This window comes from Nocardioides sp. Z22_16, assembly GCF_058134365.1.
The window spans coordinates 667,447-691,625 of record NZ_JBYTTI010000003.1; the positions used below are offsets into that span (position 1 = coordinate 667,447).

Sequence of the window (24,179 nt, forward strand, 5' to 3'; positions counted from 1 at the left end):
CTCCCGGGTCAGGAGAGCTTCACCGGCCTCGAGACCGAGCCGACGGTCAGCGGGTTGCCGGCGAAGAGCGCCTGCAGCCTGGTCCGGCCCGTGAGCCTCTTGAGCTTCGCGGCCTTGATCGTGAGGACGATCCTCCGGGTCCCGGCCTTGAGCGTGGTCCTCGCGAGGACCTTCTTCCCGGCCTTCACCTGGACCGCGCCGGCCGTCGACCCGCCCCCGGTCACCTTGACGGTGACGACGACGGCGAGCTTCTTCCGGGTCGACTTCTTCTGGTTGACCTTGAGCCGCACCTGGGACGACGCGAGGGCCGGCGCGGACGGCACCGGCGCCGCCGGGACCGCGGGGACCGTGGCGGTGGGCGTAGGCGTAGGCGTAGGCGTGGGCCGCGGCGTGGGCACGGGCACGGGCGTGGGCATGGGCGTGGGCATCGGAGTCGCCGTGGGCACCCCGGCCACCAGCCGACCCAGGGCGACCGGCTCCTGGCCCACCGCGAGGCTGTGGGGCCCCTGGTCGGTCTCGGGAAGCTCGCTGCCACCGCCGAGGAAGAGCGTGGCCCGACCGGCCTCCGCGAACTCGAGGGTCACCGTGGTCGCCCGGGGCACCCGGATCCGGAAGGAGCCGTCGGCGCCGGTGGTCGCCGTCGCGCCGGTAGGGGAGTAGAAGGCGCCGTCCCACGCGTGGAGGACGACCGTGACGCCGGCGCGGGCGGTCCCGTCGGCGGCCAGCAGGGTGCCGGTGGCCGTCAGTGGAGCGAGCAGGTCGTGGTTCCTCGTGATCTCGGCGAGGGGGGACGCGACGGTGAAGACGCCGGGGGAGTCGGGGGAGGTCGGCGCCGCGCCGCCGAGCCAGCCGGAGTCCGCCTGGTCGGCGACCTCCCAGGTGCTGAAGCGGAGTGCGTGCGGCCCGGGTGCGCTGAGCTCCACGGCGTAGCGCCCGCCGTTGCGGGAGCGGTCGGTGCCGACCAGCACGAACTCCTTGAGGGCCGGGTCCCAGCGGTGGAGCTCGACGTCGACCCGGTCCAGCGGCACGGGGGCGCCGGTGGGGCTGGGGGCGCGGACCACGCCGCGCACGTGGGGAGCGGAGCGGAGCTCCAGCGTGGGCGCGGTCACGGAGGGGCCGGAGGCGAGCGGGAGGCTGTCGAGCGGGTCCCGGGTGCCGCCGAGGTAGGCGCTGCGGTGGCCCGCCGCCGAGGCCCCGATCGTGTAGGTGAGGCCGGCGCCGACCTTCACGCCCTCGAACCGGTAGCCCCCCAGCGCGTCCGTGGTCGCCTGGGCAACGACCTCGTAGCCGTCGTAGGGCGCGGCGGCGCCGAAGAGGCGCACCAGCTCGACCTCGGCGTCGGCGAGGGCGGGCCCGTCCTCGGTGTGCACCTTCCCGGTGACGGTGCCGGTGCCGTACCGCACCAGGGTCACCGTCGGCACGGTGACCACCTGGTCGACCCCCACGGTGAAGGTCGTGGCGAGGGTCTGGGTCGCGAAGCTCTCGCTCTCCTCGCCGAAGATGAGGGTGTAGGGACCACCCGCGGTGACCTCGACCTCCCACCTGCCGTCGGGCTCGGTGTCGAAGCGGTAGTCGCCCTGGGCGGAGCGGGCGACACCGTCGACCGAGCCGGTCTCGCCGCCTGCGGCGGTCACCTGCCCGGTGAGGGTGCCCCACTCGGGGTCCGCCGCGGCCTGGGCGACCTGCGGGACGAAGAGTGCGGCGAGGAGGGCGAGGACGACCCCGAGGAGGGCGCTCCTGCCGGAAGGACCGGACTGCGGTGACACGTGGCTCACCGGCGCACCCTAGGCAGAACAGCGGCTCGTTGGGGGCAGATGAGCGCCGATTACCCCCAAATCGGGGACGCCGGGGCGGTGTCGCGGAGCTCTCGTTGGGGACGGCGTGGGGGTCGTTGACGACGTGTCGCGCTACCGTGTCGGCCGTGAGCCCCACGTGAGCCCCACGTGCGGCCCCTCGAGCAAGGAAACAGAGAAGTGGCGCACAAGCTGGTCATCGTGGAGTCCCCCACCAAGGCCCAGAAGATCGGTGGGTACCTGGGCAAGGGTTATGTGGTCGAGTCGTCCATCGGCCACATCCGCGACCTGCCCCAGAGCGCCGCCGACACCCCGGCGAAGATCAAGGACAAGCCGTGGGGTCGGCTCGGCGTCGACGTGGAGCACGGCTTCGAGCCCTACTACGTCGTCCCCCGGGACAAGAAGAGCCACATCACCAAGCTCAAGAAGCTGCTCAAGGACGCCGACGAGCTCTTCCTCGCCACCGATGAGGACCGCGAGGGCGAGGCGATCGCCTGGCACCTCCTCGACGAGCTGAAGCCGAAGGGCATCCCGGTGCGCCGGATGGTCTTCCACGAGATCACCAAGCCCGCGATCCTGGCGGCCGCCGAGAACCCGCGCGAGATCGACATGGACCTCGTCGAGGCCCAGGAGGCCCGCCGGATCCTCGACCGCCTCTACGGCTACGAGGTCTCCCCGGTGCTGTGGAAGAAGGTCATGTCCGGCCTCTCCGCCGGCCGGGTGCAGTCGGTGGCCACCCGCCTGGTGGTCGACAAGGAGCGCGAGCGGATGAAGTTCCGCGTCGCCTCCTACTGGGACCTCGAGGGCACCTTCGACGGCGGCGCGAACGCCGACCCGCGGATGTTCCCGGCCAAGCTCCACTCGGTCGACGGCAAGCGGGTGGCCCGGGGCTCCGACTTCACCCAGTCCGGGGAGCTCAAGTCGCCCGACGCCGTCACCCACCTGGACCGCAAGGCGGCGGAGGGTCTCGTCGAGGCGCTCTACGACACCTCCTACGAGGTCCGCTCGGTCGAGTCCAAGCCCTACAAGCGCTCGCCGTACGCCCCCTTCCGCACCACCACGATGCAGCAGGAGGCCGGGCGCAAGCTCGGGATGAGCGCCTCGGTGGCCATGTCGGTCGCCCAGCGTCTCTACGAGAACGGCTTCATCACCTACATGCGTACCGACTCCACCACGCTCTCCAGCGCGGCGGTCGGGGCGGCGCGCGACCAGGTCCGCGAGCTGTACGGCGCGGAGTACCTGCCGGACTCCCCGCGCACCTACGCCTCCAAGGTCAAGAACGCCCAGGAGGCGCACGAGGCGATCCGCCCGGCCGGCGACAGCTTCCGCACCCCCGCCCAGACGGGCCTCAAGGGTGACCAGTTCCGGCTCTACGAGCTGATCTGGATGCGCACCGTCGCCTCGCAGATGAAGGACGCGGTCGGGCAGTCGGTCTCGGTCCGCCTCGGCGGCACCGCCTCGGACGGCCGCGACGTGGTCTTCGGCGCCTCCGGCCGGGTGATCACCTTCCACGGCTTCCTCAAGGCCTACGTCGAGGGCCTGGACGACAGCTCCAAGCAGCGCGACGACCAGGAGACCCGCCTCCCTGAGCTGGTGCAGGGCGCCGCGGTGAGCGCCGCGTCGGTCTCCGCCGCCGGGCACGAGACGAAGCCGCCGGCCCGCTACACCGAGGCCACCCTGATCAAGGAGCTGGAGGACCGAGAGATCGGCCGCCCCTCCACCTACGCCTCGATCCTGGGGACCATCCAGAACCGCGGCTACGTCTACAAGAAGGGCACCGCGCTGGTGCCCGCCTGGATCGCCTTCTCGGTGGTCCGGCTGATGGAGGAGCACTTCCCCCGCCACATCTCCTACGAGTTCACCGCCGACATGGAGGACGCCCTCGACGAGATCGCGGCCGGGCGCCGCGACCGGGTCACCGAGCTCGGCGAGTTCTACTACGGCTCCGACAAGGTCGCCGGTCTCCACCCGCTGGTCACCGGGCTCGGTGACATCGACGCCCGGGAGCTGGCGACGTTCCCGGTGGGCGGGGAGGAGTCGGGCATCCACCTGCGGGTGGGTCGCTACGGGCCCTACATCGAGGAGGTCCCCGGCCCCGACGACGACGGCACCACCCCGGCCAAGCGGGCCAACGTGCCCGACGACCTGCCGCCCGACGAGCTCACCCTGGCCAAGGCCAAGGAGCTGCTCGCCAACCCCGCCGGCGAGGAGGTCGAGCTCGGTGTGCACCCCGAGACCGGCCTCAAGGTGGTGGCGAAGAACGGCCGCTACGGCCCCTACGTCACCGAGCTCCTCCCGGAGGACGCTCCCAAGAGCGCGAAGCCGCGGACCGGCTCGCTCTTCAAGTCGATGAACCTCGACACCGTCACGCTCGACCAGGCCGTCCAGCTGCTCTCGCTGCCGCGGGTGGTGGGGGTCGACGCCGACGGCGTGGAGATCACCGCCCAGAACGGCCGCTACGGGCCCTACCTGAAGAAGGGCACCGACTCGAGGACCATCGACTCGGAGGAGAAGCTGCTCACCATCACCCTGGACGAGGCGCTGGCGATCTACGCCCAGCCCAAGGCCCGGGGCCGGGGCGCCGCGACCGCGCCGCTCAAGGAGCTGGGCAACGACCCCGTCTCGGGCCAGCCGATCGTGGTCAAGGCCGGCCGGTTCGGTGAGTACGTGACCGACGGCGAGTACAACGCCACCCTGCGCAAGGACGACACGGTCGAGGAGATCACCCTCGAGCGGGCCGCCGAGCTGCTGGAGGAGCGGCGCGCCAAGGGCCCGGCCAAGAAGGGCGCGAAGAAGGGCGCCAAGAAGGCCGCGAAGAAGGCGCCGGCCAAGAAGGCCGCCGCCAAGAAGACGGCGGCGAAGAAGGCCACCGCCAAGAAGGCGACCGCGAAGAAGTCCTGACCCGGCGGCGCCCGCTCAGCGGGTGACGATCCGGCGCCACGGCCCTCGTGGGACGTGGCGCGCCTCGACGAAGCGCCAGTCGACGCGGTCCCGGTCGCCGTTGAGCGAGCGGAAGCCGAGGCAGCCGTTGAGGGCGGGGGAGACGTCCATGCCGGCGTTGTTGTAGCGCTTCGAGGCCGGGCGGGCGTCGTCGTGCCCGAAGACGTAGCGCGCGTCGTGGTACTTCCCCGGGCCGGCGTCCTGGATCTGCCCGTAGCAGGTGCGGCCGCGCGAGGTGATCTGCACCCAGCGGTTCTTCATCAGGCTGACCTGGTCGTCGTCGACGAGCGCGGCGTAGCGCGGTCGGCTCGCCCAGGGGATGACCTCCCCGCGACGCCGGTGACCGATCGGGTCGTTGAGGTCGTCGTAGGGCAGGTCGAGGTAGAAGGGGTTCTGCCTCGGGGTCATGTGCCGCGGGAACCAGCCGTCGCGCCAGAAGCGTCGCTCCGTGGTGCAGACCCCGTCGCGGATCCGCCCGTCGCAGCCGCCGTAGCTCTCGTACCAGTCGTCGTCGTAGGTGGAGATCATCTGGCTGCCGTCCTCGGCGTCCGGGTCGAAGACCTCCCCGACCCAGAACGTCGTCGCGACGATCCCCGTGTGCCACGGGTACCCGCCGTCCGGGGCCGGGGCCGGGGCCGGGGCCGGGGCGTGCGGCGGCCCGGCACCCGGCGCCGCGCCGGTGAGCACGAGCGCCGCGAGGAGCGCCGCGAGCATCGCGACCCGCCTGCTCACCTGCGCACCTGGACCTTCTCGACCGTGCGGGCCCGCAGGGAGGAGCCCGTGTCGTGCGGAGTGAGGACGACGAGCAGCCGGGCCGTGCTCCCGCTCCGGCGCACGAGCCGGGCCCTGACCTTGCCCAGGGAGACCTTGGTGCGCCCGGTCGCGGCGACCCGGACGGTGCGGTGGACCTTCCTGCCGCCGAGCACCAGGGTGACCCGGGCCGTGCCGGCGGTCGAGGCGCGCAGCCAGGCGACCCCCTTGCGGCCGACGCGGAGCCGCGCGCGGACGACGCGGACCCGGGCCTGCTGCTTGCCGGCCAACCCCGGGCCCTGCGCCGCGGGGCCCGGCGTGGCCGGCGGAGTGATCGGCTGCGGGGCGGCGTCCGCGGGTGTCGGCTCCTGGCTGGGCGGGTCCTGGCCGGGCGGGTCCTGGAGCACCGGGGTGCCGGTCTCGACGACCCGCTTGCGGCCGTCGTCGGTCTTGTGGATCGTGAACTCGTCGATCACCGCGCCGACGTCCAGCCTCCGGGCCGGCTGGAGGTAGGCCCCGGCGGTCGTCTCGGCGAGGTAGGACCGGTAGACGAGCGCGTCCTTTGAGACCGAGACGACCTGGTAGGTCGTGATCCTCGCCCCACGCACCACCTGGGTGGCGCCGTTGTTGGTCCAGACGTTCCCCGCGTCGGTCTCCAGGTTGTAGTGCCGAGCCCCGGAGTTGCTGACCACGTAGACCGGGCCGTCGGTGACTCCCGGCTCGGCGGTGCGGTCCTCGTTGTTGTAGCCGCGGGCATAGCTGTGGTCGTGGCCCATCTGGACCAGGTCGACGTCGTGCCGCTGGAGCACCGGCACCCAGAGCCGGCGCAGCAGCGGCTCGTCGCGACCGGCGCTGGCCGAGTAGACCGGCTGGTGGAAGGTGACCACGTGCCACTTCGACTCGCTCGTCGTCAGCACGTGGTCGAGCCAGGCGGCCTGGTACTCGGTCCAGAGCTCGGCGACCCGCGCCGACGGGCAGGCGTCTCCGGTGCAGGCCGGCACCGACGGCGGGGTGAGGAAGACGGGGTCGCGGGTGGCGTTGACGGTGACGAACCGGACGCCCTGGTAGTCGACGAAGTAGACGGTCTCGCGCGCGAGGCTCGACCAGTGCGCGAAGTAGGCGCGGTGCTGACGGGCGACGTCGCTGTCGCCGGCCGCGCGGAGCGCGAGGTCGCCGATGGTGCCGGTGCCGGGGTGGTTGGCCGGGTACTCGAAGTGGGCCTTCCACGACTGGAGCAGCTTGTCGCCGGCGTACTCGTGGTTGCCCGGCGCGGCGAAGAGGTTGGTGGTCGCGGCGGAGTGGCGCATCCCGCGGAACCAGGCCTCCCACTGGGCGTCGGAGGCGGCGCTGTCGGTCAGGTCGCCGGCGTGCACGGAGCCGATCGCCTCGGGCGCGGTCCGCTCCGCCATGGCGACCACCCGGGGCCACGTGGTGTCCAGGCCGAGCTGGGCGTCCCCGTAGTAGAGGTAGTCGAAGTCGGTCTCCGTGGGGTCCGCGGTCGTGAAGGTCGCCCACTCCGTCCAGCCGGCGGCGTCGTTGCCCACCCGGTAGCGGTACTCGGTGCCGGGGAGCAGCCCCGTCACGGTGGCCGAGAAGTGCGGCCGGGTCTGGTTGAGCGCCCTGCCCTGCGAGGTGCCGGCGAGCGTGCGGACCGCGCCGCCGGAGGTGGGCGCGAGCTGGATCCGGCCGTCGGTCTCCCCGGGCTCGGTGGCGAGCCAGGTGATGCTCTGCGAGCTCTCCGGCTCCTCGGTGGGGGTGAGTGCCACCCGGGTGGGGCCCGGGCCGTCGGGCACGATGACCGGGGTGGCGGGGAGGGCGAGGCTGTCCAGGGACCACCAGATGTCCGAGCTCTCGGCGCGACCCTGGTGGACGGCGACCGCCAGCGTGTTGGTCCCCAGCTGTAGCGCGGAGACGGGGATGGTGAAGTCGAGGTCGCCACCGACCCCCTCGTCGTAGGAGAGGTTGGGCGTCGTCGGCTCGACGAGGTGGCGCACCACCTCGGCACCGTTGAGGAAGACGAGCGCGGCGTCGTCGACGTAGGCGTCGCCCACCAGCTCCCCGCCGGCGGCGAGGTGCTCGGCGGTCACCTCGAAGGTGGTGCGGAAGAAGTACGTCCGCACGTTCTGAGCCAACCCGTCGGGGCGGGCCGGCAGGTGTGTCCGGGCGACCATGCCGGGGGCGTAGGTCGGTGACTCGCCGGTGCCGCTGGACCGCTTGCCGCCGAAGCCGCCCCGGCCCGAGCGCCAGGCGCTGTCGTCGAAGCCCGCCCTGGTCCACGCCCGCGGGTCGGTGGGGGTGCCCGGGTCGGTGTCGTCGGCCAGGTAGCGCCAGGTGGTCTCGGCGTCGACCAGCGGCGCGGGCACGGCCGCGGCCTGCTGGGCGGTCTGCCCGGCAGACTGCCCGGCGTCCTGCAGGGCCACCGCCGGGACGGCGAGCGCGGCTGCCGTGAGCAGGGTGGCCAGGCCGGCCACCGGCCCGCGCCAGCCGCCTCGGCGCCTCGTCGACGTCGCTGTCATCTCGTCCCCCGGTTCTCGTGGCGCGGACCCGTCGCGGTCACGTGCCCGGCCCAGTCAAGCGCAGCCGGCCGACACCCGCACGGCCGTCTCCCCCCACGAACGCGCGAGACCCCCTTGATCCGCTGCCGGATCAGGCGCACGCTGGGGGAAGGAGGAACGCCCATGAGCATGTCGCAGACACCTGAGAGCTTCCCGATCCTGTCCCGCGGACGGCACCGAACGCCGAGGTCGGGCGCGTGCTTCATGGAGATGGCGTCCTACCTCGCCGGTGAGCGGTGGAGCGACCATCCCACGTGCACCGATCCGCTGCTGGCCGAGCTCGCCCGCCTGGTCAACGACAACACCACCGACTCGGAGCGGTCCGCGCTCGCGGTGATGGTGCCGTCGGTGGTGGGCCTGCGGGGCGGCGGACTCCGGGCGGAGGTGGAGATCGCCGCCGCGGTCGCGATCTACGCCCTGCCCCACTCCTCGCAGTCGGTGCAGCGGGCGCTCGCCGCGGGGCTGCTCTCGGTGCAGCGGGTGCTGGAGACGATCGGCGATCCCGCCCCGGGTCGTGGCATCAGCCGCGACGAGATCGACCTGGTGCTGCGCGGGGTGCCCGGTGAGGCAGGCTGGGCCAGGCGCTTCAGCCAGGGCCGGCCCGTCTCGGAGAAGGTGTTCCACAAGCGGGTCGCGCCCACCCTGGTGCGCGCGGCGGTGCGCGGCGTCCGGGGCGAGCACCCCGACAGCGACCCGCGCCTGCGCGGGCTCCTGGAGACCGCCATCGCCGCGGCCCGCCGGACCGTGCCGCCGGAGCGCGAGCCGGTCGCGGACGAGCACGACCTGGCCGCGGCAGCCGCTCAGCTCCGCGCGGCGCCCAGGAAGCCGTAGCCCCAGGGGCGGGCGGCCGCGGGGCCCGCGACCAGGTAGCGCTGGTCCAGCCGGACGAGCTCGAGGCCGGCGGCCGCGAGCAGCGCCGGCACGTCGTGGGTGAGGCGGCAGCCGCCGCAGAGCCTGCCCTGCACGCCGTCGAGCCGCCGCTGCCACTGCGCCACCCCCTCGTCGGGGGAGAGCCCGTGCTCGAGGAAGGCGACCGTGCCGCCCGGTCGCAGCACCCGACGCACCTCCGCCAGGGCCGCGCCCGGCTCGGGGATGGTGCAGAGCGCGAAGGTCACCACCGCGGCGTCGTACGAGCCGTCGGGGGCGTCGAGGTGCTGCCCGTCCAGGCCGATCCGCTCCACCGGGACGGCGGCGGCCGCCCGCCGGGCCGACGAGCGCGACCACCCCAGGTCCGAGGGCTCCACGGCGTCGACCGAGGTCACCGCGGCCGGCAGGTGCGGCAGGTTGAGGCCGGAGCCGAACCCGATCTCCAGGACCCGCCCGGTCAGCGGCGCGCACACCTGCGCCCGCAGCTCGCCGATCTCCGGCGCCGCCAAGGTGGCGTCCGTCAGCCGCGGCACCACGTGGTCGGTCCACCAGCCCATCGCCCCAGGCTAGTCTCGGCGGACCCCGGCCAGAAGGGGTGACAACTTTCTTCGGTGGCCGCGTCTCCCTCCTTGTCATCGAGATCCTCGCGAGAAGCACCTCGTCCGCAAGGAGCACCCATGCGCCTCCCCTCCAGGGCCGTGCCCGGTCTGGCCCTCCTGCTCTCCGCCACCACGCCGGGCGACGACGTGATCGTCGGGACCGACGGGCTGGACCGGATCGACGGCGCCCGGTGGGCGAGCCTGCGCGCCGTCGAGGAGTTCACGGTCAACGGCAACGACGCCCCCGGCAAGGTCATCTTCCGCGGGGGGCGCGCGGCCGAGCTCTTCGGGGTGAAGAACGTGGACGGGTTCCGGGTGCGCGCCTTCGGCGGGGGCGGGGACGACGTCCTGATGGGCGGGGACCGCTGCCTCGCGGGGGAGCGGCTGCGGTCGTGCGAGCGCCGCCGCTGACTGTCTGCCGCCCCCCGTAGGGTGGGGCACGTGAGTGCGCCCGTCCCGCCCGTCTGTGCCGGCACCGGTCTCTTCGTCTGCTTCGAGGGCGGCGAGGGCGCCGGCAAGTCGACCCAGTCGCGGGCGCTCAAGGAGTGGCTCGAGGGTCAGGGCCACACCGTCGTCCTCACCTTCGAGCCCGGCGACACCGCGGTCGGGCAGCGGCTGCGGCGGATCGTCCTCGACCCGGCCACCGGGGAGCTCTCGGACCGCACCGAGGCACTGCTGTACGCCGCCGACAAGGCCGAGCACGTCGACACCGTCGTCCTCCCCGCCCTCGCGCGGGGCGAGGTCGTGATCACCGACCGCTACGTCGACTCCGCGCTCGCCTACCAAGGCGCCGGGCGGGCGCTGAGCGCCGCCGAGGTGGCGCCGGTGATGCGCTGGGCCACCGGCGGGCTGCGCCCGCACCTGACCGTGGTCCTCGACCTCGAGCCCGCGGCGGGCCTGGAGCGCTTCACCGAGCGCGACCGGATCGAGGGGGAGTCACTGGAGTTCCACCAGCGGGTGCGCGAGGCGTTCCTCGCGATGGCGGCCGAGGATCCCGCCCGCTACCTCGTCCTGGACGCGCGCGCCCCGGTCGAGGAGATCGCCGCCGCCGTCCGGAGCAGGCTCGCACCGCTGCTGGCCCCGGTCACGGCGCCCGACCCGGCGGTGGCCGAGTGACCGCCACCCGGCTGCCCGCCGCAGGCGTCTGGGACACCCTCGTCGGGCAGCGCCACGTCATCGGCACCCTGAGCCGCGCCGCCCGCGGCGACGGGATGACCCACGCCTGGCTCTTCACCGGCCCGCCCGGCTCGGGCCGCTCCAACGCGGCGATGGCCTTCGCGGCGGCCCTGCAGTGCGAGCGGGCCGGCTGCGGCGACTGCCACGCCTGTCGCACGGTGCTGGGGAAGACCCACGCCGACGTCACCCTGGTCCGCACCGAGAAGCTCTCCATCGGGGTCGACGAGGTGCGCGACCTGGTCCGCAAGTCGGCGCTCGCCCCCAACGGCAGCCGGTGGCAGGTGATGATCGTCGAGGACGCCGACCGGCTCACCGACCAGGCGTGCAACGCGCTGCTCAAGGCGATCGAGGAGCCGACGGCGCGCACCGTGTGGCTGCTCTGCGCCCCCTCGGCCGAGGACGTGCTGGTGACCATCAGGTCCCGCTGCCGCCTGGTCACGCTCACCACCCCGGTGGCCGCCGACGTGGCCGACTTCCTGGTCCGCACCGAGGGTGTCGGTGAGCCGCTGGCCGCGCACGCCGCCCGCGCCAGCCAGGGTCACATCGGCCGGGCTCGGGCACTGGCCCGCGACGAGGAGACCCGCAACCGCCGCGCGGAGGTGGTGCGGCTCCCGGCCCGCCTGACCTCCCTGGGCTCGTGCATGAACGCCGCCTCCAACCTGCTGGAGGTGGCCAAGGCGGAGGCGGAGTCCCAGACCGCCGCGCTGGACGCGCGCGAGAAGGCCGAGCTGGACCGCTCCTACGGCGTGGAGGGCCGCGGCAAGCGCCCGCGGGAGTACGCCCCCGCCCTGCGCGACCTGGAGAAGGGGCAGAAGACCCGCGCCAAGCGTCGGCTCCTCGACGTGGTCGACCGCGGGCTGATGGACCTGGTCTCGGTCTACCGGGACGCGATCGCGCTCAAGCTGGGCGCCCCGGGCAGCCTGGTCAACGAGGAGATCCGGGCCGACGTCGCCACCCTGGCGCGCAAGTCGACCCCGGAGGACAACCTGCGCCGGATCGAGGCGATCTTCGTCGCCCGCGAGCAGATGCTGGAGTTCAACGTGCCGCCCGTGATGGCGCTCGAGTCGATGATGGTCGCGCTGCGGCTGGAAGGTGGGGCCGGTCGGTGAAGCGTGTGGTGGCGGCGCTGTTGGCGCTCGTGCTGGTGCTCGGAGCGGTCGCGGTCGGAGCCGCGCTGCTCCTGGACGACGACGGGGGGTCCGGGCGCGACGACACCCAGACGACCCGGGTCCCCGAGCGTCCCCTCAAGACCGGAGGCGCGCCGTCGGAGGACGCCACGAAGGCGCCCGAGGAGGACCTCCAGCCCTTCTACTCCCAGCAGGTCGACTGGTCCGGCTGCGGGCAGGGCTACGAGTGCGGCTGGCTCAAGGTGCCGCAGGACTACGACGAGCCCGACGGCAAGCAGCTCGACCTCGCGCTGCTCAAGGTGCTCGCCGACGCGCCCGACCGGCGGGTCGGGTCGCTGGTGGTCAACCCCGGTGGACCGGGCGCCCCCGGCACCCAGTACGCCGCCCAGGCCTCGCTGGTCTTCCGGGCGCCGCTGCTGGACCACTTCGACATCGTCGGCTTCGACCCCCGCGGGACGGGCCGCAGCAACCCGGTGGACTGCCTGACCGACGCCGAGCTCGACGACTACCTGGCCGCCGACCCCGACCCGGACACCCCCGCCGAGTCGGCGGAGCTGATGGAGTGGACCGAGCGGTTCGGCCGCGGCTGCGCCGAGAAGAGCGGCGACCTGGCCAACCACGTCTCCACCGTGGAGGCGGCCAAGGACATGGACGTCCTCCGGGCCACCCTGGGGGAGGAGAGGCTCGACTACTTCGGCGCCTCCTACGGCACCAAGCTGGGAGCCACCTACGCCGAGCTCTTCCCCGACCGGGTGGGCCACTTCGTGCTCGACGGCGCCGTCGACATCTCCCTGGACAGCCGGGAGTCGAGCCTGGGCCAGGCCCGGGGCTTCGAGACCGCGCTCAGGGCCTACGTGCAGGACTGCGTCGACAGCGGGGACTGCTTCCTGGGCGACACGGTGCAGGAGGGGCTGGCCGCGATCAAGAGGCTCCTCGAGGAGGTGGACGAGAAGCCGCTGCCCGCCGGTGACCGCGAGCTGCGGGTCGGCAACGCCTTCTACGGCATCGTCGCCCCGCTCTACAACCGCGACTACTGGGTGCTCCTGACCCGGGCGCTGCAGCAGGCGATGAACGGCGACGGCACCCAACTGCTGGAGCTGGCCGACCTCTACGCCTCCCGCGGGCCGGACGGCTACCTGGACAACTCCTCGGAGGCGATCTACGCGATCAACTGCCTCGACGACCCGTCCTCGGTCCCGGTCTCGAAGATCCCCGAGGAGTACGCCGCCTTCGAGGAGGCGTCGCCCACCTTCGGCCGGGTCTTCGCCTGGGGCCTGGTCGGGTGCGTCGGGTTCGAGGGCGAGCCCGCGGAGGAGCTCGAGGTCGACGGCTCGGGCGCTCCGCCGATCCTGGTCACCGGCACCACCCGCGACCCGGCCACGCCGTACGAGTGGGCCGAGGCGCTCGCCGACCAGCTGGAGTCGGGGATCCTGCTGACCCGCGACGGCGACGGCCACACCGCCTACAACGCGGGCAACTCCTGCGTCGACGAGACGATCGAGTCCTACCTGATCGACGGCGTGGTCCCCGACGGCGACGTCGCCTGCTGAGCCGCCCTGACGCGGCTCAGCCGGCCGGGTCCGTGGGGAACCCGGCCGGCTGAGCGAGGTGGTGAGCGACGTGCGTGACGTCAGCTCACCAGCGCACCGATGTCGGAGAACGACGCGGCGTCGCCCTTCAGCGGGATGCTGGAACGGCCGTCGATCCCGACCGGGATGTCGCCCGCGACGGTGATCCGGCGCACCTCGCGAGGCTGGGTGTCGAAGTCGGCCACCGCGTAGTGCTGGGTGGCGCGGTTGTCCCACATCGCCACGTCACCGGGCTGCCAGCTCCACCGGATGGTGTTCTCGAGCTTGGTGACGCGGTCCTGGAGCAGGTTGAAGAGGATCGCGGACTCCTTCTGGTTGAGGCCGACGAACTTCTTCACGAAGTGGCCCAGCAGCAGGGTGCGCTCGCCGGTCTCGGGGTGGACCCGCACCACCGGGTGCTCGGTCTCGAAGGTGGTCGAGGCGAACTGGCTGCGGGTGAAGGACTTGTGCGACTCCTCGACCGACTCGGGGGACTCCGCGGAGTGGGCGTAGTCGTAGTCGTTGCTGTGCAGGGCCCACAGGTTGTCGACCAGGGCGCGCAGCGAGGCCGGCAGCGACTCGTAGGCCACGGCCGTGTTGGCCCACACCGTGTTGCCGCCGTACTCCGGGATGGTGACGCCGCGCAGGATGCTGATCGCCGGGATGCGGTCGACGAAGGTCACGTCGGTGTGCCAGCTGTTGGCGGCCATGCCCTTGTTGGCGGTGAGGGTGAAGATCCGCGCGCTGCCGGTGTTGACCGTCGGGTGCGCGGTGGTCAGGCTGCCGAGCTGCTCGGCGAAGGCGATGTGCCCCTCGTCGTCGAGGTGGTCCTGACCGCGGAAGAAGACGACCTTGTGGGTGAGGAGGGCGGCACGGATCTGGCGGATCGTGTCGTCGCCGAGGTCGGCGCCGAGCCGGACGCCGTCGATGCGGGCACCGATGTTGCCGCCGAGCTGCTGGACCGCGAGGGCGGTCTCGTGGCGTCGGTCGAGGCTGATGGTCATGGGAAGTCCTCCGTGCGTGGGTCGACCGGCGTCGGGTGACGGCCGGGAAGACCCCCACGATCCGGTGCGGGGAAGCCGCTCTCAACGGTTCGCGACACCGTGGCCCTAACTGCGTGTCGGGGTTGAGACGACGGCCGATCGAGGCCACTGTCTGTCATTCTCAATCAACTTACTCGACTTTGATCCCGGGCTCCTTCGCCCGCTCCAGGAGTGCAGATGTCCCCACAGTCCCCGACCATCGTGGTCACCCGCGGCCGCTTCGGCTCGGCCGCGGGCCGCGTGCTCGAGCAGGTCAGGGGCCGGGGCCGTGCGACGCGCGAGGAGCTGGCCGGCCCGACGGGCCTGAGTGGCCGCACCGTGGCCCGCACGGTCAGCGCCCTGGTCGAGGGTGGCCTGCTCCGCGAGCGACCCGACAAGGTGCAGGCCGGGTCGATCGGGCGGCCGAGCACCCCGGTGGAGATCGACCGCGCGGTCTACGTGGCCGTCGGCGTGCACGTCGGCGCCCGGCTCCTCACCGTGGCCCTGGGGGACCCGTCCGGGCAGGTGGTGGTGAGTCGCACGAAGGAGAAGCTGCCCACCGACCCGCTCGATCTCGACTGGATCGGGCACGAGCTGGTCGAGATGCTCCGGGCCCACCCGGGCCGCCGCCCACTGGTCGCGGGAGTGGTGGCCCCCTGGCAGGCGGTGGGCCTGGGCGAGCGGGCGACCGGGGCGGCGCTGGGCGAGGCGCTGGGCCTGCAGGTGACCACCAGCGAGCACATCGCCGCCGTGGCCGCCGCGGAGTTCATCCACCGCCGCCACGGCACCCAAGGGATCACCACCTACTTCTACGCCCGCAACACCACCGGCGTCGCCGTGGCCCTGGACAAGGGCGGCCAGACCGAGGTCTCGCGCGCCGCGCGCCTGACCCACTTCCCGACCAGCTCCGGCGCACCCTGCTCGTGCGGACGGACCGGCTGCCTGGAGGCCAGCGTCAGCGACCACGTGCTCGCCGTGGCCGCCCACCGGGACGGGCTGGTCGACGAGCCGCTGATCGCGCGGGTCTACGCGGCCGCCGACGGGGTCCCCGCCGTCCGCGCGCTGCTCTCCGCCCGGGCCAGGCTCCTGGGCGAGACCGCGGCCCTGGTCCGCGACATGGTCGACCCGGACCGGATGATCCTCGTCGGCCAGGCGTTCACCGACTTCCCCGGCGTCCTCGACGAGGTGGTGGCCGCCTTCGACGCGACGACCACCCTGCCGCCGCTCGATCTCTCCTTCACCCGCTTCGGCGCCGGCATCCAGGCCCTCGCCGCCTGCACGATCGCGCTCGCGCCGGTCTACGACGACCCGTTCGCGGTGCTGCCCGCCGGACCCAGGACCAAGACCCGCCCGACGTCCGCCTGAGCGCCTGGCCGCTCGCTCCGCTCCATCCCGCGCACCACCCCCGCTCCCTGACCCGAAAGGCAACGCCCGTGTCCGCAACGCGTCCTCGCTCCTTCTTCCCCAGACTGGCCTCCGCTGCCGCCGCGTCGGTGCTCCTGCTCGCCGGCTGCTCCTCGGCCGTCGGGGAGAAGTCCCCCTCGGGCTCCTCCGGCGACCCGGTGGCCGGCGGCACCCTGCGGGTCGCCGCGGCCACCGACCACGTCCCCGCCTCCGTCTTCGGCCAGTCCAGCGACGTCGGCAACACCCTGATCGGCCTGACCTACGACTCGCTGGTCGAGTACCCGCACGACAGCCTCGACGCCCAGCCGTCGCTGGCCACCTCCTGGGAGGTGGCCGAGGACGGCCGGTCGATCACGCTGCAGCTGCGCGACGACGTGACCTTCCACGACGGCCGGCCCTTCACCTCCGAGGACGTGCGGTTCAGCATCGAGACCTTCGCCGACCCGGCCTGGGCGGTCCAGGTCCAGCGGACCGCCGCCGCGGTGACCGGCTTCGACACCTCCGACCCGCACGCCATCACGTTGGAGTTCGCCCACCCGCTGAGCAACATCCTGGACCTGCTCGACATCGTCCCGATCGTCGACGCCGAGACCTTCGACGGTCTCAAGGAGGCCCAGGTCTACAACGGCACCGGCCCCTTCGAGTTCACCGGCTGGACCCCCGGGTCGACGATGACCTTCGAGCGCAACGAGGAGTACTGGAAGGGCGCCCCCAAGCTCGACGCCGTCGACGTCTCGGTCGTCCCCGACGCCCAGGCCAGGGTCGCCGGCCTCCGCTCCGGCCAGTACGACCTGGCGACCGGCGTCACCCCGCGCGACGTGGAGACACTCAGCAAGGACCCGAAGTTCCAGATCAACAGGTTCGAGGGCGCCACCAACCAGCAGTACATCGGGTTCCAGCTCAAGAACAAGGACCTCCAGGACGTCAGGCTGCGCCGGGCCGTGGCCTACGCGGTGGACCGCGAGCGCATCGTCCAGGACGTCTACCGCGGCGCCGCGGTCCCCCAGGGGCTCCCGTGGTCGCCGGCCTCCCCGGCGTACGACGAAGAGGCGGGCCTGCACTACGCCCGCGACCTGGACCAGGCGAAGGCGCTGGTCGCCGAGATCGGCGAGGTGCCCACCCTGCCCCTGCAGTTCGCCGCCGGCGACCCGACCGCCGAGGCGATCGCCCAGATCGTGCAGGCCGACCTCGGCGAGGCCGGCATCGAGGTCGAGCTGAAGCCCACCGAGTTCGCCTCGATGTACAAGCAGCTCGTCGGCGCCCAGTTCGAGGGCATGTGGATCTTCAGCCACACCTACGCCCAGTACACGCCGGCCACGCTGACGGTCAGCGCGTTCCCCTTCAACGCCGCCCACAACGCCTCCAACTTCGAGGACGCGCGGTACCGCGCCGACTCCGACGCCTCCTGGAAGGTCGCCGACCCGACCTCGGCCGAGGCCGGGGAGCTCTTCGAGAAGGTCAACGACCACATCGTGGAGAACGTCTGGCTCACCGACCTGGTCACCTACTACCCCCAGCTGGTCTCCACCAGCGCGGTGCACGGCATCGACTACAGCAAGCGCACCGAGCTCCTCCTCGACGAGGCGTGGAAGGAGCAGTGATGCTGCGCTACGTCCTGGGGAGGCTCCCCTCCGCGCTCGGCCTGCTCGCCGCGGCCTCGCTGCTGATCTTCTGGCTGATGCGGCTGGTGCCCGGCGACCCCGTCGACACGCTGGCCGGGCCCGACGCCTCGCCCGAGGCCCGGGCGGCGATCCGCGCCGACCTCGGGCTGGACCAGTCGTTCCTCACCCAGTACCTCTCCTGGATCTCCGACGTGCTCACCTTCGACCTCGGCCGTTCCTTCGTGGTCGGCGGGCAGGTCAGCGACCTGCTCGCCGACGGGGCCACCAACACGGTGGTCCTCACCCTGACCGCCCTCGCCCTGGCGGTCGGCGCGGCCACGGCGACCGCGGTGGTCGCGGTGGTCGCGGAGCGCCGGTGGCTCGACGCCACCCTGGCCGGGATCAACACCGTGGCGCTGGCGATGCCGACCTTCGCCACCGGGCTGCTGCTGGTGCTGGTCTTCGCGGTCCTGGTGCCGGTGCTGCCCTCGGGCGGCACCCCGCCGGACGGCTTCATCGCCCGGCCCGACATCGCCGTGCAGTACCTGCTGCTGCCCGCGACCTGCCTCGCCGTCCCGGTCTGGGCCGGGCTGACGAGGTTCCTCACCGAGGCGCTGCGCTCCCAGCTGCGTCAGCCCTACGTCACCACCGCGCGCGCGGTGGGCATCGGGCACTCCAGGATCGTGCTCACCCAGGCCCTGCCCAACGCGCTGCCTTCGGCCGTCACGGTGCTGGGCATCCAGTTCGGCACCCTGCTGGGCGGGGCGGTGCTGGTGGAGGCGATCTTCACCTGGCCAGGCCTCGGCCGGCTGGTCGAGGAGGCGATCTCCGGGCGCGACTACCCGGTGGTGCAGGTCCTGCTGCTGCTCTCGGTGACGATCTTCGTGGTGACCCAGCTGGTCACCGACATCGTCCACGCGTGGCTCGACCCGCGGATCCGGATCGGCGGCACGGCATGAGGGCCGCGCTGCGGACCCCCAAGGGGATCGCCGGGCTGGTGCTGGTGGGCTCGATCGTGCTGCTCGGGCTGCTGGGTCCGCTGCTGGCGCCGTACTCCCCGACCCAGCAGGTGCCGGGCGCCAACCTGGTGGGCCCCTCGGCGGCGCACTGGCTGGGCACCGACGACGTCAACCGCGACGTCCTCTCCCGCACGCTGGCCGGCATCCGGGTCGACCTGCTGGTGGTCTTCGTCGCCGTCCCCGCCGGCGCCACCCTCGGCATGCTCCTGGGCCTGGTCACCAGCTGGTGGAGGGTCACCGACGTGCTCACCCAGCGCCTCTTCGACCTGGTGCTGGCCTTCCCGACGCTGATCCTGGCGATCGCGCTGGCCGCGGTCATCGGGCCCGGGGTGGCGACCATCGCGGTGGTGATCGTGGCCATCGAGGTGCCGGTCTTCGGCCGGCTGGTGCGGACCTCCCTGCGCACCGTCAGGGAGATGCCGTACGTCGAGGCGGCGCAGGTGGTCGGCGCCCGGCCGTGGTGGCTGCTGCGCCGTCACGTGCTGCCCAACTCGCTGGAGCCGCTCACGGTCCAGCTCGCGCTCTCGATGTCGGTGGCGGTCTTCATCGAGGGAGCGATGAGCTTCCTCGGCATCGGCGTCAAGGCCCCGCACCCCTCGCTGGGGTCGCTGATCAAGGACGGCACGCGACTGATGTACGACGCCCCGTTCCTCTCCCTCGGCCCCCTCCTCGTGGTCGTGCTCCTCGTCCTCGGGCTGCTCCTGGTGGCCCAGTCACTCTCGGAGGCCCACCGTGCCTGAGACGCTGCTCACCGTCGAGCACCTCGCCATCTCCTTCGCCCACCCGCGGCCGGCCGTCAACGACGTCTCGCTGCACGTCGACCCGGGCGAGGTGCTCGCCCTGGTCGGGGAGTCCGGCTCCGGCAAGTCGATGACCGCCCGGGCGGTGCTCGGTCTGCTGCCGCCGGGGGCCCGCGCCACCGGGTCGATCCGGTTCCGCGGCGAGGAGCTCCTCGGGCTCGACGAGGCCGGGCTCTCCAGCTTCCGCGGGAAGCGGATCGCGATGGTCTTCCAGGAGCCGCAGACCGCCCTCAACCCGGTGCGCACCGTGGGCTGGCAGCTCCGCGAGGCGTTGCGGGCACACGGGCGCCTGTCGCGGGTCCAAGCCCGGAGCCGGGCCGTGGAGCTGCTCACCCAGGTCGAGATCCCCGACCCCGAGGAGCGGCTCGGCTACTACCCCCACCAGCTCTCCGGGGGGCAGAAGCAGCGGGTGGTGCTGGCCCTCGCCCTGGCCAACGAGCCGGAGCTGCTGCTCGCCGACGAGCCCACCACCGCGCTGGACGTGACCGTCCAGGCGGAGATCCTGGCGCTGCTGCGCCGCATCCGCGACCGGACGGGGACCAGCATCCTGCTGATCACCCACAACATGGGGGTGGTCGCGGAGATCGCGGACCGGGTCGTGGTGCTGCGTCAGGGCGACGTGGTGGAGGAGGGGAGCACCCGTCGGGTCTTCGCCTCCCCGGAGCACCCCTACACCCGCCAGCTGCTCGCCGCGGTGCTCCGGCTCCCCGACGCGGGCGACGTGGTCCACTCCGTCCCGGACCCGGGGCCGGCGACCGGCCTCCCGGCCCTGCGGTTCGAGCACGTGCACGTGCGCTACGGCTCGTCGCGACGGGGCCGCGCCTTCCCGGCGGTCAACGGCGTCAGCCTCGAGCTGCCGCCCGGCCGGGTGCTGGGGCTGGTGGGCGAGTCCGGCTCGGGCAAGACCACCCTGGGCCGGCTGGCCGCGGGCCTGGTCCCGCTCGCCGAGGGCCGCGTCGAGGTGGCCGGGGAGGACCTCTTCGCCCTCGGCGCGCGCCGCCGGCGCGAGCTCCGGCGCGACCTTGCCTTCGTGCACCAGGACCCCGAGGCCTCCCTCGACCCGAGGATGTCGGTGGGCGCCAGCGTCCGGGAGCCGCTCGACATCCATGGCGTCGGCACCCCGCAGGAGCGCCGTCGACGGGTGGCGGAGCTGCTCGAGGCGGTCCGGCTCACCCCGGATCTCGCCGACCGCCGGCCGCGGGCGCTCTCGGGCGGCCAGCGGCAGCGGGTGGCCCTGGCCCGGGCCCTGGTGCTCCGCCCGAGGCTGCTGATCGCCGACGAGCCGACCAGTGCGCTGGACGTCTCGGTCCAGGCCGACGTGCTGGAGCTCTTCCGCGCGCTGCAGCAGCAGCTGGGCTTCGCCTGTGTCTTCATCAGCCACGACCTGGCCGTGGTCAACAAGGTCGCCGACGACGTCGCGGTGCTCCGCCGGGGCGAGGTCGTGGAGTCCGGGCCGGTCGCCGAGGTCTTCGCCCGGCCGCAGCACGACTACACCCGCCGGCTGCTGGCGGCCGTGCCGGTGCCGGACCCGGCGGCCCGGGCCGACGGCTGGCAGGCCGTCCCGACGGTCGAGGTCGCGTCGTGACCTGCTGCTCGGGCGGGGTCGGGGGCGCGCCCCCCGCGGGGGTGGCGGGCGCGTACCGGCCCTCGCCGACGGAGGCCGTCCGCAGGGGGCAGGTCCGGATCGCCGGCGGCACCTTCGCGATGGGCGACGCGTCCGGCGAGGGCGACCCGGCCGACGGCGAACGCCCGGTCCACCAGGTCCGGGTGGCGCCGTACTGGATCGACGAGACGGCCGTGACCAACGCGGCCTTCGCCCGGTTCGTCCGGGAGACGGGCCACGTCACCGAGGCCGAGGAGCTCGGCGTCTCGGCGGTCTTCCACCTCGCCGTCGACGCGCACCCGCGCGACGTGCTCCACCCGGTGGTGGGGCTGCCCTGGTGGTGGGCGGTGCGCGGCGCCGACTGGCGTCATCCCGCCGGGCGCGGCTCCTCGGCCGCCGACCTGCCCCACCACCCCGTCGTGCACGTGACGTGGCGCGACGCCGACGCCTACTGCCGGTGGGCCGGCACGCGGCTGCCGACGGAGGCGGAGTGGGAGCACGCGGCCCGCGGCGGCCTCGACGGCGCCCGCTATCCCTGGGGCGACGAGCTGCTCGACCGCGGGGCCTGGCGGCTCAACATCTGGCAGGGCGACTTCCCGCTGCACAACACGGCCGAGGACGGTCACCTCACCACCGCGCCGGTGCGCTCCTTCCGGCCCAACGGCCACGGGCTGTGGAACACCGTGGGCAACGTCTGGGAGTGGTGCGCCGACTGGTTCTCGCCCACCGAGTACGCCGAGCGCGTCCTGGCCGGTCCGGAGCCCGTCGGCGACCCGCGGGGCCCCGGCCGCGGGACCCAGCGGGTGATGCGCGGCGGCTCCTACCTCTGCCACGACTCCTACTGCCGCCGCTACCGGGTGGCGGCCCGCTCCAGCAGCACCCCCGACTCGGCCTCGGCCAACGTCGGCTTCCGCTGCGCCAACGACGACCAGCCCGACCGCCGCGACGACTGAGAGAAGACCGAGATGACCCGCTCGCACCTGCCCTTCCACCAGCCCCGCCCGCCCTTCGAGGCGGCCGATGCGCTCGCCGACCAGGCCGAGCAGCTGCCCGCCCAGCCCCGGCTCGAGGCGCCCGAGGGCGCCCCGAACGTGCTGGTGGTCCTCCTCGACGACATGGGCTTCGGCGCCTCCTCGGCGTTCGGCGGCCCGTGCGCGATGCCGGCGGCCGACCAGCTCGCCGCGGAGGGGCTGCGCTACTCACGGTTCCACACCACCGCGCTCTGCTCGCCGACCCGGGCCGCCCTGATGACCGGCCGCAACCACCACGCGGTCGGGATGGGCACCGTGGTCGAGATCAGCAACGGCACCCCCGGCTACGACGCCACCCGACCGCTGAGCGCCGGCACCCTGGCCCAGGCGCTGAGCGGCAACGGCTACGCCACCGGCGCCTTCGGCAAGTGGCACCAGACCCCGACCTGGGAGCAGACCCCGGCCGGGCCGTTCGACCGGTGGCCGACGCGGGAGGGCTTCGACCGGTTCTACGGGTTCCTCGGCGGCGAGGCCAGCCAGTTCGAGCCGACCCTGGTGGAGGGGACGACGTTCGTCGAGGCGCCGCGGACCGCCGCGGAGGGCTACCACCTGTCGGAGGACCTGGTGGACCAGGCGATCGGCTGGATCGACGACGTCCGGGCTCACGGCGGGGGCAGGCCGTGGTTCACCTACCTGGCCTTCGGCGCCACCCACTCGCCGTTCCACCTGCCCGAGGAGTGGCGGGGCCGCAACCGCGGCGACTTCTCCCACGGCTGGGACCGGCAGCGGGAGCTGACCCTGGCGCGGCAGAAGGAGCTCGGGGTGGTGCCGCCGGACGCCGAGCTCGCGCCCTGGACGCCGGGCGTGCCGCACTGGGACGAGCTCGACGCGACCCAGCGGCTGGTCGCGGAGCGGCTGATGGAGACCTACGCGGCGTTCGCCGAGCACACCGACGTCCAGGTGGGGCGGCTGCTCGACCACCTGCGTGCGGCCGGCGAGCTGGAGAACACGGTGGTCCTCTACATCCTCGGCGACAACGGGGCGTCGGCCGAGGGTGGGCTGGAGGGGACCCTCAACGAGACGATGCGCTTCAACGGGATCGAGGACTCCGCCGAGCGGATCGCCGAGCAGCTCGACCTGGTCGGCGGGCCGGAGTCGTTCGTCCACTACCCGGCCGGGTGGGCGGTGGCGATGGACACGCCGTACCAGTGGACCAAGCAGGTGGCCTCCCACTACGGAGGGACCCGCAACGGGCTGATCGTGCACTGGCCGCAGGGGATCGCCGACCGCGGCGGGGTCCGGGACCAGTGGCACCACGTGATCGACGTCTTCCCGACGATCCTCGAGCTGGCCGGAGTGCCCCACCCCGAGACCGTCGACGGGGTGCGGCAGGACCCGGTCGACGGGGTCTCCTTCGTCTACTCGCTCAACGACGCGGCCGCGCAGGAGCGGCACGTCACGCAGTACTTCGAGATGTTCGGCAACCGCGGGATCTACCACGAGGGGTGGAGCGCGGTGACCAAGCACCGGACGCCGTGGGCGCTGGCCGAGTCCCCGGTGCCGCTGGCCGAGGACCGGTGGGAGCTCTACGACACCACCACCGACTGGACCCAGGCCCGCGACCTGGCCGCCGAGCACCCCGAGCGGCTCGCGCAGCTGCAGGAGCTCTTCCTCGCCGAGGCGCGGCGCAACAACGTGCTGCCGATCGACGACAAGTCGCTGCGCCGGCTCGACAGCGACGGGGAGGCCGTGACGGTCGGCCACCGCCCGCCGCCGCCGCGCCGGCTGACGTTGCGGGCGGGCGCGGGCAACCTCCGCGAGGACGCCGTCCCGCCGCTGAAGAACGGCTCGTGGTCGATCACGGCCCGGTTCGCCGACGAGACCGGGAAGGCGGAGGGGGTGCTGGTCGCGCAGGGCAGCCGGTTCGCCGGGTGGTCCTTCTACGTCCGCGACGGCTTCCTCACCTTCACCTACGCCTGGCTGGGCGCCGAGGAGACGGTCATCCGCTCCCAGGGCCCGGTCTGCGAGGGTGCGCACACCGCGCAGGTGCGCTTCGCCTATGACGGCGGCGGTCCCGGCCGGGGCGGCGACCTGGTGCTGGTGCTCGACGGCCAGGAGGTGGGCTCGGGCCGGATCGAGCGGACGATCTCGTCCTTCTTCTCGATGGACCAGACCCTCAACGTCGGCGTCGACCGCGGGACCCCGGTGACCGACGACTACGGTCCGGGCCGCGGGTTCCCCTACGGCGGCACGATCCGCGACGTGACCCTGGTGGCGGACGACGACCACCAGCCGCTGAGCGGGTCCGAGGAGCTGAGGGCGACGCTGGTCGTGCACTGAATCCCGGGCGCCCCCGGTCCCGATGACTGCCCGGTGGGCGGTTT

General features: G+C 73.3%; 18 protein-coding genes. 13 read left to right on the forward strand and 5 right to left on the reverse strand.

Annotated features, from left to right (window positions below):
* Positions 1-8 precede the first annotated feature (8 nt).
* Positions 9-1,775 (reverse strand): carboxypeptidase-like regulatory domain-containing protein, encoded by a 1,767-nt coding sequence (locus tag AC3X7R_RS11630; RefSeq protein ID WP_489965808.1) that lies wholly within the window; start codon positions 1,773-1,775, stop codon positions 9-11.
* A gap of 198 nt (positions 1,776-1,973) precedes the next feature.
* On the opposite strand from AC3X7R_RS11630, the gene topA reads away from it, so the two are divergent.
* Complete coding sequence (gene topA / locus AC3X7R_RS11635) at positions 1,974-4,694, forward strand: type I DNA topoisomerase (RefSeq protein ID WP_489965809.1); 2,721 nt, start codon at positions 1,974-1,976, stop codon at positions 4,692-4,694.
* Positions 4,695-4,709: 15 nt separating this feature from the next.
* Here topA and AC3X7R_RS11640 read toward each other — a convergent pair whose 3' ends face one another.
* Both AC3X7R_RS11640 and AC3X7R_RS11645 read right to left on the reverse strand, forming a co-directional pair.
* Positions 4,710-5,465, reverse strand: a complete 756-nt coding sequence (locus tag AC3X7R_RS11640) for a hypothetical protein (protein ID WP_489965810.1) — start codon at positions 5,463-5,465, stop codon at positions 4,710-4,712.
* Entirely contained in the window at positions 5,462-7,999 is a 2,538-nt protein-coding gene (locus tag AC3X7R_RS11645; RefSeq protein WP_489965811.1) for a fibronectin type III domain-containing protein, read from the reverse strand. Before AC3X7R_RS11645 ends, AC3X7R_RS11640 begins: the two co-directional genes overlap by 4 nt.
* Positions 8,000-8,167: 168 nt before the next feature.
* Between AC3X7R_RS11645 and AC3X7R_RS11650 the strand changes: the two genes are divergently transcribed.
* Positions 8,168-8,869, forward strand: a complete 702-nt coding sequence (locus AC3X7R_RS11650) for a hypothetical protein (RefSeq protein WP_489965812.1) — start codon at positions 8,168-8,170, stop codon at positions 8,867-8,869.
* Here the strand turns inward: AC3X7R_RS11650 and AC3X7R_RS11655 are convergent.
* Entirely contained in the window at positions 8,839-9,462 is a 624-nt protein-coding gene (locus AC3X7R_RS11655; protein ID WP_489965813.1) for a class I SAM-dependent methyltransferase, read from the reverse strand. The two genes, AC3X7R_RS11650 and AC3X7R_RS11655, sit on opposite strands and share 31 nt — an antisense overlap.
* A gap of 120 nt (positions 9,463-9,582) precedes the next feature.
* Here AC3X7R_RS11655 and AC3X7R_RS11660 point away from each other — a divergent pair, with 120 nt between their 5' ends.
* The 4 genes from AC3X7R_RS11660 to AC3X7R_RS11675 are packed head-to-tail and all read left to right on the forward strand — an operon-like array spanning position 9,583 to position 13,357.
* Positions 9,583-9,915, forward strand: a complete 333-nt coding sequence (locus tag AC3X7R_RS11660; protein ID WP_489965814.1) for a hypothetical protein — start codon at positions 9,583-9,585, stop codon at positions 9,913-9,915.
* 30 nt (positions 9,916-9,945) lie between these two features.
* Positions 9,946-10,620 (forward strand): dTMP kinase, encoded by a 675-nt coding sequence (gene tmk / locus AC3X7R_RS11665; protein ID WP_489965815.1) that lies wholly within the window; start codon positions 9,946-9,948, stop codon positions 10,618-10,620.
* Positions 10,617-11,789: a DNA polymerase III subunit delta' gene (locus AC3X7R_RS11670; RefSeq protein ID WP_489965816.1), complete on the forward strand. Its 1,173-nt coding sequence runs from the start codon at positions 10,617-10,619 to the stop codon at positions 11,787-11,789. Before tmk ends, AC3X7R_RS11670 begins: the two co-directional genes overlap by 4 nt.
* Positions 11,786-13,357, forward strand: a complete 1,572-nt coding sequence (locus tag AC3X7R_RS11675; protein ID WP_489965817.1) for an alpha/beta hydrolase — start codon at positions 11,786-11,788, stop codon at positions 13,355-13,357. Before AC3X7R_RS11670 ends, AC3X7R_RS11675 begins: the two co-directional genes overlap by 4 nt.
* Before the next feature lie 80 nt (positions 13,358-13,437).
* On the opposite strand, the gene AC3X7R_RS11680 is transcribed toward AC3X7R_RS11675, so the two are convergent.
* Entirely contained in the window at positions 13,438-14,379 is a 942-nt protein-coding gene (locus tag AC3X7R_RS11680) for a TauD/TfdA dioxygenase family protein (RefSeq protein ID WP_489965818.1), read from the reverse strand.
* A 216-nt stretch (positions 14,380-14,595) separates the two neighbouring features.
* On the opposite strand from AC3X7R_RS11680, the gene AC3X7R_RS11685 reads away from it, so the two are divergent.
* From AC3X7R_RS11685 to AC3X7R_RS11715, 7 genes are all read left to right on the forward strand, one after another.
* The gene (locus tag AC3X7R_RS11685) at positions 14,596-15,762 is read left to right on the forward strand and encodes an ROK family transcriptional regulator (RefSeq protein WP_489965819.1); all 1,167 of its coding nucleotides are present in this window, start codon (positions 14,596-14,598) and stop codon (positions 15,760-15,762) included.
* Positions 15,763-15,830: 68 nt separating this feature from the next.
* Positions 15,831-17,402 (forward strand): ABC transporter substrate-binding protein, encoded by a 1,572-nt coding sequence (locus tag AC3X7R_RS11690; RefSeq protein WP_489965820.1) that lies wholly within the window; start codon positions 15,831-15,833, stop codon positions 17,400-17,402.
* Positions 17,402-18,361 carry an ABC transporter permease gene (locus AC3X7R_RS11695; protein WP_489965821.1) on the forward strand — a complete coding sequence of 320 codons (960 nt, stop codon included), beginning with the start codon at positions 17,402-17,404 and terminating at the stop codon, positions 18,359-18,361. Before AC3X7R_RS11690 ends, AC3X7R_RS11695 begins: the two co-directional genes overlap by 1 nt.
* Complete coding sequence (locus tag AC3X7R_RS11700) at positions 18,358-19,161, forward strand: ABC transporter permease (protein WP_489965822.1); 804 nt, start codon at positions 18,358-18,360, stop codon at positions 19,159-19,161. The genes AC3X7R_RS11695 and AC3X7R_RS11700 overlap by 4 nt, the downstream gene beginning before the upstream one ends.
* Positions 19,154-20,806, forward strand: a complete 1,653-nt coding sequence (locus AC3X7R_RS11705; RefSeq protein WP_489965823.1) for an ABC transporter ATP-binding protein — start codon at positions 19,154-19,156, stop codon at positions 20,804-20,806. The genes AC3X7R_RS11700 and AC3X7R_RS11705 overlap by 8 nt, the downstream gene beginning before the upstream one ends.
* Positions 20,803-21,777 (forward strand): formylglycine-generating enzyme family protein, encoded by a 975-nt coding sequence (locus AC3X7R_RS11710; RefSeq protein WP_489965824.1) that lies wholly within the window; start codon positions 20,803-20,805, stop codon positions 21,775-21,777. The genes AC3X7R_RS11705 and AC3X7R_RS11710 overlap by 4 nt, the downstream gene beginning before the upstream one ends.
* 12 nt (positions 21,778-21,789) lie before the next feature.
* Positions 21,790-24,135 carry an arylsulfatase gene (locus AC3X7R_RS11715; protein ID WP_489965825.1) on the forward strand — a complete coding sequence of 782 codons (2,346 nt, stop codon included), beginning with the start codon at positions 21,790-21,792 and terminating at the stop codon, positions 24,133-24,135.
* Positions 24,136-24,179 lie beyond the last annotated feature (44 nt).